The organism is Pseudomonas sp. GV071 (assembly GCF_003050835.1).
GTDB lineage: Bacteria > Pseudomonadota > Gammaproteobacteria > Pseudomonadales > Pseudomonadaceae > Aquipseudomonas.
This window is the reverse complement of sequence record NZ_QAOJ01000009.1, coordinates 267938-282633: the sequence shown is the minus strand read 5'-3', so window position 1 is coordinate 282633 and position 14696 is coordinate 267938. Positions and strand designations below refer to the sequence as shown.

Genomic DNA, 14696 nt, shown 5'->3' with positions numbered 1-14696 from the left:
TCCAAGAGTTGCTCGCAGTTGAGCCCACGCTGGTGGTGCTAGAAGCCACTGGAGGGCTTGAAAGACGCTTGGTTGCGGAGTTGGCAGCTGCGCAGTTGCCAGTTGTTGTGGTTAATCCGCGGCAAGTTAGGGACTTTGCTAAAGCGACTGGGCAGTTAGCAAAGACCGATGTTTTGGATGCAAAAGTCCTGGCCGCTTTTGGCCTAGCCGTTAAACCTTCTGTCCGAGAAGTGCCATCAGCGGAGCGGCAAGAGCTGATGGAGCTACTGGCCCGTCGCCGTCAGCTGGTTGAGATGATAGTTACGGAGGGCAATAGGCTCAAACAGGCTATCGGCAAGGGGGTGCGCAAAGAGTTGAAAGCCCACATTGCCTGGCTAGAAAAACGGTTACGCGAGAGTGATCGTGGATTGCACGAAGCCGTGGAGCAGTCAGATGTCTGGCAGGCAAAATACGATTTGTTGTGCGAAGTAAAAGGTATTGGGCCGGTGACGAGCCTGACCTTTCTAGCGCTCCTGCCTGAGTTAGGCCAACTGGATCGCAAACAGATAGCGGCCCTCGTAGGCGTCGCTCCCTATAACTGCGACAGCGGAACGATGAAGGGCCGCCGACGTATTTGGGGTGGTCGAGGCGAAGTGCGAAGCGTGCTTTATATGTCCGTGTTGAGCGGCATCCGCGCGAAGAATCCACCGATATACGAGCTATACACCCGCCTGAAGTTGGCCGGGAAGAAGAGCAAAGTCGCGATCGTAGCCTGCATGCGCAAGCTGCTAGTGATCCTGAACGCCATGCTCCGTGACCAGACCCATTTCGATGCGAATAAAGCTTGATTTGAAACACGGTTGCTCCTTCCGGCGCTGCTCCAGGGGCCGGCAGAACAGGCCATCCATGGCCTGTCTCTGCCTTTCGCGGCTCCCGGCCGCTCAACCCCTTACTCAGCGCCTGCACTCGGCCTTCGCCCATGGGGCGGGTAGATCAACAGCCAGATCAAGAACTGACCGAGGTGGCTGCTCGATTTGCTTTTGTGGGAGGGGCTTTAGCCGCGAGCTTTTGATCGTAAGAGCTCGCGGCTAAAGCCGCTCCTACAAGGTACCCTGTGGGAGAGGCTTCAGCCTCGATAGGCTTTACTCGGTTGCCTTCTTGGCCCGCGCTAAACGCCCAGGGCCATATTCCGAGCCCTGCCAATCCGCCTGGACCGCCTCATGTTTCTATATAACTTCGGCAGATCCCCAACCGGCGCCGTACCCAGCCGGAACATCCAATAAGCAAATCCAGTGGTCACCATCAACAGGCGTCGCTCTTGACGCTCTTCCATCTCAAGCAGTTCCTTAATAAAGCCGTAAAAACTGGCTTGGCTAAGGTAGTCATCATTGGCTTTTTCTAGCAGCCGAACGAAGGCAGACCTGACAGTACCGACCACCATCGCCAATGGAACTACTACCACGGCGAAGGGAAAAACCAGGTGTTTGGTCATCAGCCATGAGATCTCGCGGATATCGCTCATGAGAGTTGGCATCTGGGCATAGAAAGCTTCTTTATCCAGCAAGGTGACTACCACCGCTGCGGCAATCGCCATCAGCCCCCCCAGATACGAAGCGAAGTTCCCCGCGCCGGGAAAACCAAAGAAGCCCAATGCCTTTTTAACCACAGGATCTCCGGCCTTGGCGTGGATTGCGCTGTGCCATTCCCATTTTTCGATTAACGAGCGCGCCAGTGCTTCGTAGTCGGTCTGCTCGCCAAACAACTGGCTGAGTACCTTGACTCGATCACGCTCGGTCGACATCAGGGCATTGCGAAACTTGGGTGCTGCGGCGCCCGGGTTGGCTCGCAAATAACGTCGCTTACTGGATTCGACAATTAGCTGAGCGAAGCCAAATACCAGCGACACTTCAAAGCCGAGTACTACCCACGGCAGGTGTGAATAGTCCGTGGATCGGAAATAAAAACTGTCGACCATAGTCAGCACCATGGCGACAGTCATCAGCAGCGCAAGTAGAGAAATAAGGATAAAGATACGCGTACTAACCACGTAGCGAGGAATCAGGCGAAATTGGCGCCGATAACTTTTGACCTTGTGTGAGATCGACCGCATGTACACGTCCTTGTCATAGCTGCAGCGCCTTAATAGATCACATGGCAGCAGGCATTGCGACCGTTGCTTGATCGCCAGAAGCAGACAGCGAACCCTCATGACGCTGTGTTTAAACGCTCGGATTTCCGTTTGCAGGAATCGAGGCTGAAGCCTCTCCTGCAGGGGCACGGTGATCTTCTGTGGGAGAGGCTTTAGCCTCGATAGCCGTTACTTGGTTGCCCTCTTGGCCGCAATCAACGGCCATAAAAAAGCCCCGCACTCGGCGGGGCTTTCCTTTACTACCTCACAGCCATCAAGCCCGCTGCGACAGGTCCATCAACTCCCGATTCGCCACGGCATACATGGCGTAATCCGTGCCTGTCGCTGCACGCAGTTCACCCAGCATGGCTTTCCAGCGGTCCACCATCGGGCGGTGCTGTTCCAGCCACAGGCCGGTGCGCTCTTCCATGTCGGCTGGCGCGTCGGCCATTTGCAGGACGGCGACGGTGATTACCCGTTGTTGCCAGTCCAGGTCGTCGCGGAAAGCTTCGCGGGCCAGGGCTTGCCAGTTGTTTTCCACCGGCAGGCTGGTGATTTGTTGCAGGTACCAGGACAGTTCCAGCGAACCACCCACGGCGAAGTACGCGGCAGCCACTTGAGCCGGGTCTTGGCCGGTGATGTCGGCGGCTTCGATGATGGGCAGCAGGGTGTAGAGGTGGCTGGTGCCGGCCACGACACGGGCCAGCTCTTCAGGTACGCCTTGTTCGACGTAGCCTTGGAATTTGGCCAGCCATTGTTCGCGCGCCGGGCCTTCGAGCAGGCCGTCGAGCTGTTTGGCCAGGGCTTCCAGGCGCGGGGCGAAATGGCCGACGTCGCGGGCGGCGTCCAGTTCGTTGCGCCGGCTACGCAGGAACCAGCGGGTGGCGCGGCGACCGAGGCGCATCAGTTCGTCCATCAGCTGCAGTTGCAGGTCGGCGGGCACTTTGTAGTCGAGTGCTTCGATCTGCGCCCACCAGTACGGCAGACGGAACACGTCGCGCACGATCACGTAGGCGCCGGCCACGTTGGCAGCGCTCATGCCGGTGGACTCCTTCAGGCGCTGCACGAAGGTGATGCCCATGTGGTTGACCAGGTCGTTGGCGATCTGGTTGCTGACGATTTCACGCTTCAGGCGGTGGCGGCGCATGGCCTCGCCGAACTTCTTCGCCAGCAGCGGCGGGAAGGCGATTTCCATTTCGCGGGCGAGGTAGTCGTCGTCGGGCACCAGGGAGGTGAGCAGCGATTCCTTGAGGTCGATCTTGCTGTAGCTGATCAGTACCGACAGTTCCGGGCGGGTCAGGCCGTGGCCGTTGGCAACGCGCTCGGCCAATTGCTCGTCGGTGGGCAGGAACTCCATGGCCCGGTCGAGTTTGCCGGCCGCTTCCAGGGCGGCGATCAGGCGTTTGTATTCGCCCATGCTGCCGCGTGCCCGGCGCTGGGCCAGGGACAGTGCCTGGGTTTGTTTGTAGTTGTTGGCCAACACCAGGCTGCCCACCGCATCGGTCATTTCCGCCAGCAGCTTGTTGCGCTGCTTGCCGGTCATGTCGCCGGCGGCAACGATTTCGTTGAGCAAGATCTTGATGTTCACTTCGTGGTCGGAGCAGTCCACACCACCGGCGTTGTCGATGAAGTCGGTGTTGCTGGCGCCGCCATTGAGGCCGTATTCCACGCGGCCGAGTTGGGTCATGCCGAGGTTACCGCCCTCGCCCACTACCTTGGCGCGCAGTTCGCGGCCGTCGACGCGCAGGGCATCGTTGGCTTTGTCGCCGACGTCGACGTGGCTTTCGCTGCTGGCTTTGACGTAGGTGCCGATGCCGCCGTTCCAGAGCAAATCAACCGGTGCCTTGAGCAAGGCATTCAGCAGTTCGGTGGGTGGCAGTTTGTCGGCGCTGATGTCGAAGCGTTCTTTCATTTCCGGGCTGATGGCGATGCTTTTTGCGCTGCGCAGGAACAGACCGCCACCTTTGGAAATCAGCGACGCATCGTAGTCGGCCCAGCTGGAGCGCGGCAGGTCGAACAGGCGTTTACGCTCGACGAAGCTTGAGGCCGCATCCGGGTTCGGGTCGATAAAGATATGCAGGTGGTTGAACGCGGCGACCATTTGCAGCTTGTCCGACAGCAGCAGGCCGTTGCCGAATACGTCGCCGGCCATGTCGCCGATGCCGATCACGGTGGTCAGGTCTTTCTGCACGTCGATGCCGCGTTCGCGGAAGTGGCGTTGCACGGACACCCAGCCCCCTTTGGCGGTAATGCCCATGCCTTTGTGGTCGTAACCGGCCGAGCCGCCGGAGGCGAAGGCATCGCCCAGCCAGAAGCCGTATTCGCCGGCAATGCCGTTGGCGATGTCGGAGAAGGTGGCGGTGCCTTTGTCGGCGGCGACCACCAGGTACGGGTCGTCTTCGTCGTGGCGCACGACGTTTTGCGGCGGCACCACGTCGCCTTCTTTGAGGTTGTCGGTGATGTCCAGCAAGCCGGAAATGAAGATGCGGTAGCAGGCAATGCCCTCAGCCAGCACTTCGTCGCGGCTGCCACCAATTGGCATGCGCCGCGGCACGAAGCCGCCCTTGGCGCCGACCGGCACGATCACTGCGTTTTTAACTTGCTGGGCTTTCACCAGGCCGAGCACTTCGGTGCGGTAGTCCTCTTCACGGTCGGACCAGCGCAAACCGCCGCGGGCCACTTTGCCGCCGCGCAGGTGCACACCTTCTACCCGTGGCGAGTAAACGAAGATTTCGAACAACGGCACCGGCTTGGGCAGGTCGGCGATAGTGCGCGAGTTGAATTTGAAGCTGAAGTAGGACTTGGCCTGACCGTTGGCGTCGGTCTGGTAGAAGTTGGTGCGCAGGGTGGCTTTGATCAGGTCCAGGTAGCGGCGCAGGATGCGGTCTTCGTTGAGCACCGCAACGTCGTCCAGGGCGGTGAGAATCGCCTGTTCCAGACGCAGTTGTTTATCGGCCAGGTCATCGGCAGTGAGCTTGCGCGCCAGGTAGAAGCGGGTTTTGAACAGGCGCACCAATTCCTTGGCGATGTCGACGTGGTTGAGCAAGGCGCTGGCGATGTAGCTGAGGTCAAAGCCCAGGCGGATCTGCTTCAGATAGCGGGCGTAGGCACGCAGCAAGGCCACGTCGCGCCACGGCATGGCGGCGGTCAGTACCAGGCGGTTGAAGGCGTCGTTTTCGGCGGCGCCGCCAACTATCTGCACAAAGGCGTCCTGCAGGGTGTCGTTGAGCTGCTGGATATCCAGGTCCAGGCCTTCGGCGTAGGTGAAGGCGAAGTCATGAATCCAGAATTCGCGGCCGCTTTGGTGGTGCAGGCGGTACGGGAATTCACCGAGCACACGCAGGCCGAGGTTTTCCAGAATCGGCAGAACGTCCGAGAGTGCCAGTGGCGTGTCGGCGTGGTACAGCTTGCAGTGCAGTTCCTGGCCACCGGCGCTGAGCGGTTGGTAGAAGCTCATCACCAGCGGGCGCTCGTCCGACAGGCTCAGCAGGTGCTGCATATCCACCACCGCCGAGTGCGGGGCGAAGCGCTCGCGGTAGCCGGCGGGGAAGCTTTTCGGGAAGTCGGCCAGCACACGGGTGCCTTTGGCTTCGCCAAGACTTTCCACCACTAAACCGGCGTAATCGTCTTTCCACGAACGGCAGGCTTGAATGACTTCGCGCTCGATCTGCGCCTGGTCGATGTTCAGCTTGGTTTTCGGGTCGATACGCAGAATGAACTGCACGCGCGCCAGAACCGACTCAGAGAAGTAGGTCCAGAACTCGCAGTCGGTAGCTTGTAGGCGGTCGACCAGCACTTGCTGAATGCGGATGCGGCTTTCAGTGGAGTACACGTCGCGCGGCACATAGGCCAGGGCGTAGACAAAACGGCCGTAGGGGTCGGCGCGCAGGAACAGGCGGATCTTGTTGCGTTCCTGAATCTGCACGATGGCCAGCGAGGTGTTGTACAGCTCGTCTACCGGGGTCTGGAACAGGTCATCGCGCGGCAACACTTCCAGCACTTTCACCAGTTCTTTGCCCAGGTGACCCTGGGCGGTAAAGCCGGAACGCTGTTCAACTTCGGCCACTTTGCGGCGGATATAGGGAATGCTGCGCACGCTTTCGCTGTAGGCGATGGAGGTGTAAATGCCCATGAAGCGGCATTCCTTGACCACCTTGCCCTTGGCATCCAGCTCACGGATGGAGACGAAATCCGGGTACGCCGGGCGGTGCACGCGGCTCGGTTGCGCGGCCTTGGCGAACGACAGCAGCACCGGCTCGCGCAGGTACTTCACGGCGTATTCTTCGATATGCAGATCGGCGGCGGTGAGGCCGGTGCGCAGGCGCTTGGACAGACCCAGCAGGCTCGACTCGTCGTAGGTGATGTGGCCGCCTTCGGCCTCATCGGCCACGGTGAATTCTTCATAGCCTAAGAAGGTGAAGTGGTTTTCCATCAGCCACTGCAGGAACACTTTGATTTCCGCCAGCTCGGCGGCATCCACTTTGAGCTTGGCTTTGCCCAACCAGGTCAGCAGCTCGGTGACTTTGTTACGCATGGGCTGGAAGTCGGCGACGGTGATGCGCACTTCTTCCAGGACTTCGAGCAGGGCGTTTTCCAGGGTGCGCATGTCGGTGGCGTTGGCGCTGCGGTCGATCTCGAGAAAGATCAGCGACTCTTGCTGCACGTCTTTGCCGGTGGTGCCTTTTGGCAACACTTCCAGCAGTTCGCCCTTCTTGTTGCGGCGGGTGCTGATCACGCTGTTTTGCAGGGTGTGGATGCTGTAACCGCGGCGGTTCAGCTCCATACGGACCGAGTCGACCAGAAAGGGGACGTCGGGGTGCAGCACTTCCACGGCGGTGTGGGTGGACTGCCAACCATGTTTTTCGTAATCGGGGTTGAATACGCGTACCTGCGGCTTGGCGCTGTCGAAGCGCTCCAGCAGACGCCAGGCAGATAAGGTGCAACCGACCAGGTCGGAGAGGCGACGCTGGGTCAGTTCCTCGAGGGCGATGATGCCGAAAAATTGCTCGGCGAACAGGGCTACTTGTGACAGCGCCTGTTCGCTAACGTGCTGCGCCAGTGCCGCTTGCAGTTGTTGCTGAAAGTCGGCTTTGCTGGCCGCCGTAAAGAACGCCATGGTTGTGCTCCGCGGGGTTTGTTATTCGTGGAAGAGCTCGCTGAATTCATACCTGACTGAACGCGCCGTATACCGGTGCCGACAAATACGTGGGCAGGGCACCTTTCTATTCGGGTTGCACAACAGTCTAGGCCATTGTTGAAACCCGCCAGTGCACACGGCGACCATCAAGTCACGCGTAGCTTAACGATAGGCTGTGACCGAGGGATTGCGATGGGGCGACATATTCGGTCAACAGATGCGGTGCTCTATTGCAGCGGTTGCACGCCACTTTATGAAAAAACCAGCGTCGTCCCAGCGCAGGCTGGGACCCAGAATACGCGACGGTACGACGTTCTGAGCACGCCGCGAGATTCTGGATTCCTGCCTGCGCAGGAATGACGGAGTTCTGGATCTCGATCCGCGTGAACCGCCGCTCATTCCCCCTGGCCACGATAGCCGCCACTCCACGTTATGCATTAAAGTGTCACGCCATTCGCAGCCACCCCGCCGCCTTCGTCGCGCGGCTGCGAGCCGTTGCACCTCGTCAATCCGCCAGGAACCTTTCCACGATGGAACACCGCGAAGCGCTGGTCGCCCTGCGTCAATTTCTCTCCACGCAGATTCTGGGTCAGGAAAAACTCATTGAGCGGCTGTTGATCGCCCTCCTCGCTGACGGCCACATGCTGGTCGAAGGCGCTCCCGGTCTGGCCAAGACCAAGGCCATCAAAGAACTGGCCGAAGGCATCGAAGCCGAGTTCCACCGTATTCAGTTCACCCCCGATTTGCTGCCGGCCGACATCACCGGCACGGAAATCTATCGCCCGGAAACCGGCAGCTTCGTGTTCCAGCAAGGGCCGATCTTCCATAACCTGGTACTGGCCGACGAAATCAACCGCGCCCCGGCCAAGGTGCAGTCGGCCTTGCTCGAAGCCATGGCCGAGCGCCAGGTCAGCGTGGGGCGCAGCACCTATGACCTGTCGCCGCTGTTCCTGGTCATGGCCACGCAGAACCCGATCGAGCAGGAAGGCACCTATCCGTTGCCAGAGGCGCAGCTCGACCGTTTCCTGATGTACGTGAAAATCGGTTTCCCCGACGCGTCGGTGGAACGCAAGATTCTCCAGCAAGCCCGTGGCGAAGCGCTGAACGGCGAAACCAAGCCCGAGCACAAAGTCAGCCAGCAGGCGATCTTTGCCGCGCGTAAAGAAGTACTCGGCCTTTATATGGCCGACGCGGTGGAGGAATACCTGGTGCAGCTGGTGATGGCCACGCGCACCCCGGCCAAGTTCGACCCGGAACTGGCCGAGTGGATTTCCTATGGCGCCAGCCCTCGCGGCTCGATTTCCCTAGACCGCTGCGCCCGCGCCCACGCCTGGCTGGCCGGCCGCGATTTCGTGTCGCCGGAAGACATTCAGGCCGTGCTGTTCGACGTGCTGCGCCACCGCATCATTCTGTCGTTCGAGGCCGAAGCCGCTGGTATTGACCAGGACCGGGTGCTGCAACGCATCCTCGACGTGGTTGCCGTGGCCTGATCGCCATGCAACCGATTGCCGCCAGCGAACCCGGCATCCGCGTCAGCCTCGCCGAGCTGATCGAAATGCGCCATCGCATCCGCGAGGTGCAGCTGTTCTCCACGCCGGCGCGGCGCAGCCCCCTGGTCGGCCTGCACCACTCCAAATTGCGTGGCCGCGGCGTCGACTTCGACCAGGTGCGGGTTTACCAGCCCGGCGACGACGTGCGCACCATCGACTGGCGAGTTACCGCGCGCACGCAAGAGCCGCACACCAAGCTGTTCCATGAGGAACGCGAACGGCCGATCTTCATTCTGGTGGAACAGAGCCAGCGCCTATTTTTCGGCTCCGGTCTGGCGTTCAAGTCGGTGCTGGCGGCGCAGGTCGCGGCGCTGATTGGCTGGGCTGCGCTGAGCCACAACGACCGCGTCGGCGGCCTGGTGTTTGGCGACAACGAGCACCACGAAATCAAACCGCGGCGTAGCAAGATGAGCCTGCTGCAATTGCTCAACCGCATGGTGCGCGCCAACCAGAACCTCAACAGCGACATCCCTGCCGGCCGCGACACTTTCGGCCTGGCCCTGCGCCGCGCCCGCGAAGTGCTGCGCCCCGGCAGCCTGGCGGTGGTGCTGTGTGACGAGCGCGCGCTGAACGACAGCGCCGAGCAGCAACTGACCCTGCTGGCTCGCCACACCGACCTGTTGCTGTTGCCCCTATCCGACCCGCTGGACCACGCCCTGCCCGCTGCTGGCTTGTTGCAATTCAGCCAACGCAGCGCCCTGCTGGAACTGGACACCCACAACAGTGAACTGCGCGAGACCTACCACGCCCTCGGCGAAGCCCGTCAGGCGCGCTGGCAGGTATTGGCACAGAAACTCGGAGTGCCGTTGTTTCCCTTGAGCACCATGAACGACCCGATTGAACAGCTGCGCGATCATTTGCAGGCGCAGCGGCCGAGGAAAAAACAGTGAATCCCCTCGACCAATTGCAACCCTTGATTGCGCCGCCGCCGATTTCCTGGTGGCCACCCGCCCCTGGCTGGTGGCTGCTCGCAGCACTGATTCCGCTGTTGCTCTGGGGCCTCTGGCGTCTGCGTAAACGCCTGCCACAACGGGGCAAAAAATCCCGCACCGAGGTGCCGCTCGATCCGCTGCGCCTGGCCGCCCTGCAAGAGCTCGGGCAACTGAAAAAACCCTACGACGGCGCCAACGCGGGCCCTTGGTTGCAGCAGCTCAACGCCCTGCTCAAACGCCTGTGCCGCAGCCACTACCCCAATAGCCAGAGCCACACCATGAGTGGCCGCGCCTGGCTGGCGTACCTGGACAACCGCTGCCCGGCTGCTGGCCTCACCCGCTGGATGATTCTGGTGGAAGGCGGCTACCGGCCCGAATGCAAACTCGACGACAAGGCCGTGGATGGCCTCAACCAGGCCGTCGACACCTGGATTCGCAAACATGTTTGAGTTCACCTGGCCCTGGCTGTTCGTGCTGCTGCCGCTGCCCTGGTTGTTGCGCCTGGTGTTGCCGGCTGCCGACAGCGGCGAGGCAGCGTTGAAGGTCAGTTTTCTCAGCGAACTCGAAGGCCTCAGCGGCCGCCGTGCGCGCGCCAACCTGCCAGCCTGGCGGCAACAGGCGCCGTTCGCGTTGTTATGGCTGTTGCTGCTCGGTGCCGCCGCACGCCCGGCCTGGGTCGGTGAGCCGCTGCCAGTGTCGGCCAGCGGCCGCGACCTGCTGCTGGCGGTGGATGTGTCCGGCTCCATGGACTACGCCGACATGCAGTGGAACGGCAACGATGTCAGCCGCCTGACCTTGGTGAAAAACCTGCTCGGCGACTTTATCGAAGGGCGCAAAGGCGACCGCGTCGGCCTGATCCTGTTTGGCAGCCAGGCCTACCTCCAGGCGCCGCTGACCTTCGACCGCCACACCGTGCGCATCTGGCTGGACGAAGCCTTGATCGGCATTGCTGGCAAAAACACCGCGATTGGCGATGCCATCGGCTTGGCGGTAAAACGCCTGCGCCAACGCCCAGCCAACAGCCGCGTGCTGGTGTTAGTCACCGACGGTGCCAGCAATGGCGGGCAGATCGACCCGCTGACCGCCGCGCGCCTGGCCGCTGAAGAACAAGTGAAGGTCTACACCATCGGCATTGGTGCTGACCCCGAGCGCGGCGCGTTCGGCATGATGGGCTTGAACCCTGGTTTGGACCTGGATGAAGGCACCCTGCAGAAGATCGCCGAGATGACCGGTGGCCAGTATTTCCGCGCCCGCGACAGCGATGAACTGACCCTGATCGAAGCCAGTCTGGACAAACTCGAACCCGTGGCCCAGCAACCGACCATCGCCCGCCCTGCCCTCGAACTGTATGCCTGGCCGCTGGCCGGGGCGCTGCTGATGAGCCTGCTGCTGGTAGTTAACGCGCTGTGGCCGCACCTGCTGCAAAGCCGCCTGCAACAAGCCTTGCCGGCGCGGCCGAAATGGCGGCCGCGGATGAGGAAACGCCAATGATCGCGCTCTGGCCCCATTGGCTACGGCCGTTCTGGCTGGTGTTGCTGCCACTGCTGCTGTGGTTGCTGTGGCAACTCTGGCACCGCCAGCGCCGCGCTGGGCGTTGGCAGATGCTGCTGCCGCCGGCCTTCCATAAAGTGCTGCTCAGTGGCGGTAACCGCCGCGTCAGTCGCTTGCCGTGGATCGCCCTCGGTCTGTCCTGGCTGCTGTGCCTGTTGGCCCTGCTCGGCCCGAGTTGGCAGCACGTGGAGCAAAGCACGCAAAAGCGCGCCGACCCGCTGGTGGTAATGCTCGACATGACCCCCTCGATGCTCGCTGGCGACGTACAACCCAACCGCCTGGAGCACGCCAAACACAAAGTGCTCGACCTGCTGGAAGCGCGCCATGACGCGCAGACCGGCATCGTTCTCTACGCCGGCAGCGCCCACACCCTGGTACCGCTGTCCGACGACCTGGGCACCGCACGCAACCTGCTGGAATCGCTGAAACCGGCAATCATGCCCGAGGCTGGCCGTCGAGCTGACCTGGCCGTGGGCAAGGCCCTGGCACTGCTAGAGCAAGGCGCTCAGGGTAACGGCCGGCTGCTGTTGATCACCTCGGCACTCGATGACCAGGAGCGCCAAGGCATTCGTCAGGCGTTGGGCAAACATGGCAGCCGCCTGCAGATTCTCGGCATCGGCTCGGCCCAAGGCGCCCCTATTGCTCAGGAAGGCGGCGGCTTTTTGAAAGACGCCCAGGGCAGCATTTTGCTGCCGCGTCTGGACAGCGCCGGCCTGCGCCGCTTTGCCAACGAGTTGGGCGGCAACTACCTGCGCTCGCGCCTGGATGAAACCGACCTGCGCGACCTCGGCCTGCTGGAAGACAGCGAAAGCCTGCGCGACAGCGAACCGACCCAACTGGAAACCTGGGCCGACCAGGGTTATTGGTTGCTGTTACCGCTGCTGCTGTTGGCTGCCTGTGCCGGACGCCGCGGCTGGCTGTTCTGCTTGCCGCTGTTGCTGCTGATTGGTCCGCGACCCAGCTATGCCTTCGAGTTCAACGATCTGTGGCTGCGCGCCGACCAGCAAGGCGAACGCCTGCTGCAGCAACACAAAGCCGCCGAAGCCGCCGACACCTTCAGCGACCCGAAATGGCAGGGCCAGGCGCTCTATCAGGCTGGCGATTACGCCGGTGCCGCCAACCGTTTTGCCAGCGGTAACAGCGCTGCCGACCACTACAATCGTGGCAACGCCCTGGCCCGCAGCGGTGAGCTGGAAGCCGCGCTGGATGCGTACGACCAGGCGCTGGAACGCCAACCCGACTTACCTCAGGCGCTGAAAAACAAAGCCCTGGTCGAAGAGCTGCTGCGCCAACAGCAGCAACAGGAAAAAGAGCAGCAGAAGAAACAGCAGCAACAGAAACAGCAAAAGCAGCCAGGCAAAAACCAGCAGCAACCGGCCGAGCAGAACCCCGGCAGCGACACCGATAACAAACCCCCGCCGACTGCCAACAAACCCGGCGAACAAGACCCAAAGCAAGACCAGCAGCCCGGCCAGCAAGGCGCGAACCAGGACGCCAACGCCGAGCACAAAGGCGCCGAGGGCGGTGGCGACAAAGACGGCAAAACCGCCAAGGCGGACAAAGCCGACGCCAAACCGGGCGGTAAACCGCAGGCCGACGACGGCCAGCAGCAACATCTCGGCGCCGAACAGCGCCAAGCCATGGAACAGTGGCTGCGGCAGATCCCCGACGACCCGGGCGAGCTGCTGCGACGCAAATTCTGGTACGAACAGCAACAGCGCCAAGAGCCTAGGAATTAGTTGATGACCCGTCTGTTTTGCGCCTTTTTGCTGTGCCTGGTGGCCCTGCAGGCCAGCGCCGCGAACTTCACCGCTTCGGTGGACCGCAGCCGCCTGAGCGAAGGTGAAACCCTGGAACTGTCGTTGGAATCCGATGACGCCACCCTGTTCGGCAAACCCGACCTGGCGCCGCTCGACGAAGCCTTCGACGTGCTCGGTACCCGGCAGATCAACCGCCTGACCACCATCGACGGCTCGGCCCGCGCCACCACCCGCTGGATCATCACCCTGCAGCCGAAAACCGTCGGCAACGTGGTGATTCCGGCGCTGAGCCTGGGCGACAACAAGAGCGAGCCGATCACCCTGCAAGTGATCAAAACCGAAGCCAACAGCGACAGCGAATCGGTGGCCCCGGTGTTCATCGACGCCAGCCTCGATCAGGACAGCGTCTACGTGCAGGCCCAGGCGATTCTGACCCTGCGCATCTACCACTCGGTATCGCTGTACGACGACAGCGCCCTCACCCCGCTGCAAATCGCCAACGCGCGCATCGAATCGCTCGGCGACCCACGCACCTACGAAAAAGAAATCAACGGTGTACGCCATGGGGTAATCGAACTGCGCTACGCCATCTACCCGCAACAAAGCGGCGAACTGGACATTCCGGCGCTGGTCTTCAGCGCCACGGTCGCTGATCGCAGTCAGAACAACAGCGGCTACCAACCCTTCGGCCCACGCCCGGGTCGCTTGATGCGGGTGAAGTCGCCGGTGATTCCGCTGCAGGTGAAAGCCAAACCGGCTGAATACCCGGCGGATGCGCCGTGGCTGCCAGCCCGCGCCGTGGTGTTGAGCGAATCCTGGAGCCCGGAACCGGACAAAGCCCAGGTCGGCGATTCACTAACCCGCAGCCTTACCCTTAAAGTCGACGGTCTCTCCAGCGCCCAGCTGCCGCCACTGCCCGCCACCTCGGTGACCGGCCTGCGCCGCTACCCCGACCAGCCGCAACTGAGCAACAGCACCAACGAGCGCGGCCTGATCGGCAGCCGCGAAGAACGCGAAGCCCTGGTCCCCAACCGCAGCGGTCGCATCGAACTGCCGAGCGTCGACCTGGTGTGGTGGAACACCAAAGACGACCGCCTGGAACACACCAGCGTGCCGGCACGCACCCTGATGGTGGCCAACAACCCGGCGATGGACGTGGAAGCACCGGTCAACACCGACAGCGCCGAACCGCTGGTGGAGGGCCCACCGCTGTGGCCCTGGCAGTTGGCGACGCTGATTCTGGCCCTGACCACCCTGCTCGGCTTCGGCCTCTGGTGGCATGCCCGCCGTCAGCCAGCTGTCTCGCGCACCGCCCAGGTCGGTCCAAGCCCACGCAGCCTGCTCGACGACCTCAAACGCGCCTGCCTGGCCAACGACTCGCAAGCCACCCGCCAGGCCCTCGACGCCTGGGCCCGCCAGCAACCGGAAACCCTCGCCGACATGGCCGCACGTTTTGTGCCGCTCTCGGAAAGCCTGGACGGCCTCAACGGCGCCCTCTACAGCGAAAGCGGCCAGTACTGGCAAGGCGAAGAACTGTGGAAAGCCATCCGCGCCTTGCCGGCCGCCGAAGCACCAGCCGCCGCACAAGAAACCAGCCCGCTGCCACCGTTGTATCCACGCTAAAAAAAGCCAAAGGCATCGCGGCTAAAGCCCCTCCCA

9 protein-coding genes are annotated in these 14696 nt (G+C 62.0%); 7 read left to right on the top strand and 2 right to left on the bottom strand.

Annotation, left to right across the window (positions count from 1 at the left end):
• Positions 1-827: IS110 family transposase (locus C8K61_RS18785; protein WP_146174307.1), on the top strand; the 827-nt coding region annotated here is incomplete at its 5' end.
• A 320-nt stretch (positions 828-1147) separates the two neighbouring features.
• Here C8K61_RS18785 and C8K61_RS18780 read toward each other — a convergent pair.
• On the bottom strand, positions 1148-2089 hold the full coding sequence (locus C8K61_RS18780; protein ID WP_146174306.1) for a hypothetical protein: 942 nt from the start codon (positions 2087-2089) through the stop codon (positions 1148-1150).
• A 292-nt stretch (positions 2090-2381) separates the two neighbouring features.
• Positions 2382-7223: an NAD-glutamate dehydrogenase gene (locus C8K61_RS18775; RefSeq protein WP_108097802.1), complete on the bottom strand. Its 4842-nt coding sequence runs from the start codon at positions 7221-7223 to the stop codon at positions 2382-2384.
• Positions 7224-7774: 551 nt separating this feature from the next.
• On the opposite strand from C8K61_RS18775, the gene C8K61_RS18770 reads away from it, so the two are divergent.
• The 6 genes from C8K61_RS18770 to C8K61_RS18745 are packed head-to-tail and all read left to right on the top strand — an operon-like array spanning position 7775 to position 14660.
• Positions 7775-8734, top strand: coding sequence for a MoxR family ATPase (locus C8K61_RS18770; protein WP_108097801.1), 960 nt, complete (start codon positions 7775-7777; stop codon positions 8732-8734).
• A gap of 5 nt (positions 8735-8739) precedes the next feature.
• Positions 8740-9684, top strand: coding sequence for a DUF58 domain-containing protein (locus C8K61_RS18765; RefSeq protein WP_108097800.1), 945 nt, complete (start codon positions 8740-8742; stop codon positions 9682-9684).
• Positions 9681-10175 (top strand): DUF4381 domain-containing protein, encoded by a 495-nt coding sequence (locus tag C8K61_RS18760; RefSeq protein WP_108097799.1) that lies wholly within the window; start codon positions 9681-9683, stop codon positions 10173-10175. Before C8K61_RS18765 ends, C8K61_RS18760 begins: the two co-directional genes overlap by 4 nt.
• A complete protein-coding gene (locus C8K61_RS18755) occupies positions 10168-11217 on the top strand; it encodes a VWA domain-containing protein (RefSeq protein WP_108097798.1) in 1050 nt (349 codons plus the stop codon). Before C8K61_RS18760 ends, C8K61_RS18755 begins: the two co-directional genes overlap by 8 nt.
• A complete protein-coding gene (locus tag C8K61_RS18750) occupies positions 11214-13016 on the top strand; it encodes a VWA domain-containing protein (protein ID WP_108097797.1) in 1803 nt (600 codons plus the stop codon). Before C8K61_RS18755 ends, C8K61_RS18750 begins: the two co-directional genes overlap by 4 nt.
• A 3-nt stretch (positions 13017-13019) precedes the next feature.
• The gene (locus C8K61_RS18745) at positions 13020-14660 is read left to right on the top strand and encodes a BatD family protein (protein ID WP_108097796.1); all 1641 of its coding nucleotides are present in this window, start codon (positions 13020-13022) and stop codon (positions 14658-14660) included.
• Positions 14661-14696 lie beyond the last annotated feature (36 nt).

What these genes read in the sequence shown, in the direction of transcription:
- C8K61_RS18780 (WP_146174306.1), bottom strand. Translation starts at nt 2,089, where the DNA reads ATGCGGTCGATCTCACACAAGGTCAAAAGTTATCGGCGCCAATTTCGC.
- C8K61_RS18775 (WP_108097802.1), bottom strand. Translation starts at nt 7,223, where the DNA reads ATGGCGTTCTTTACGGCGGCCAGCAAAGCCGACTTTCAGCAACAACTG.
- C8K61_RS18770 (WP_108097801.1), top strand. Translation starts at nt 7,775, where the DNA reads ATGGAACACCGCGAAGCGCTGGTCGCCCTGCGTCAATTTCTCTCCACG.
- C8K61_RS18765 (WP_108097800.1), top strand. Translation starts at nt 8,740, where the DNA reads ATGCAACCGATTGCCGCCAGCGAACCCGGCATCCGCGTCAGCCTCGCC.
- C8K61_RS18755 (WP_108097798.1), top strand. Translation starts at nt 10,168, where the DNA reads ATGTTTGAGTTCACCTGGCCCTGGCTGTTCGTGCTGCTGCCGCTGCCC.
- C8K61_RS18750 (WP_108097797.1), top strand. Translation starts at nt 11,214, where the DNA reads ATGATCGCGCTCTGGCCCCATTGGCTACGGCCGTTCTGGCTGGTGTTG.
- C8K61_RS18745 (WP_108097796.1), top strand. Translation starts at nt 13,020, where the DNA reads ATGACCCGTCTGTTTTGCGCCTTTTTGCTGTGCCTGGTGGCCCTGCAG.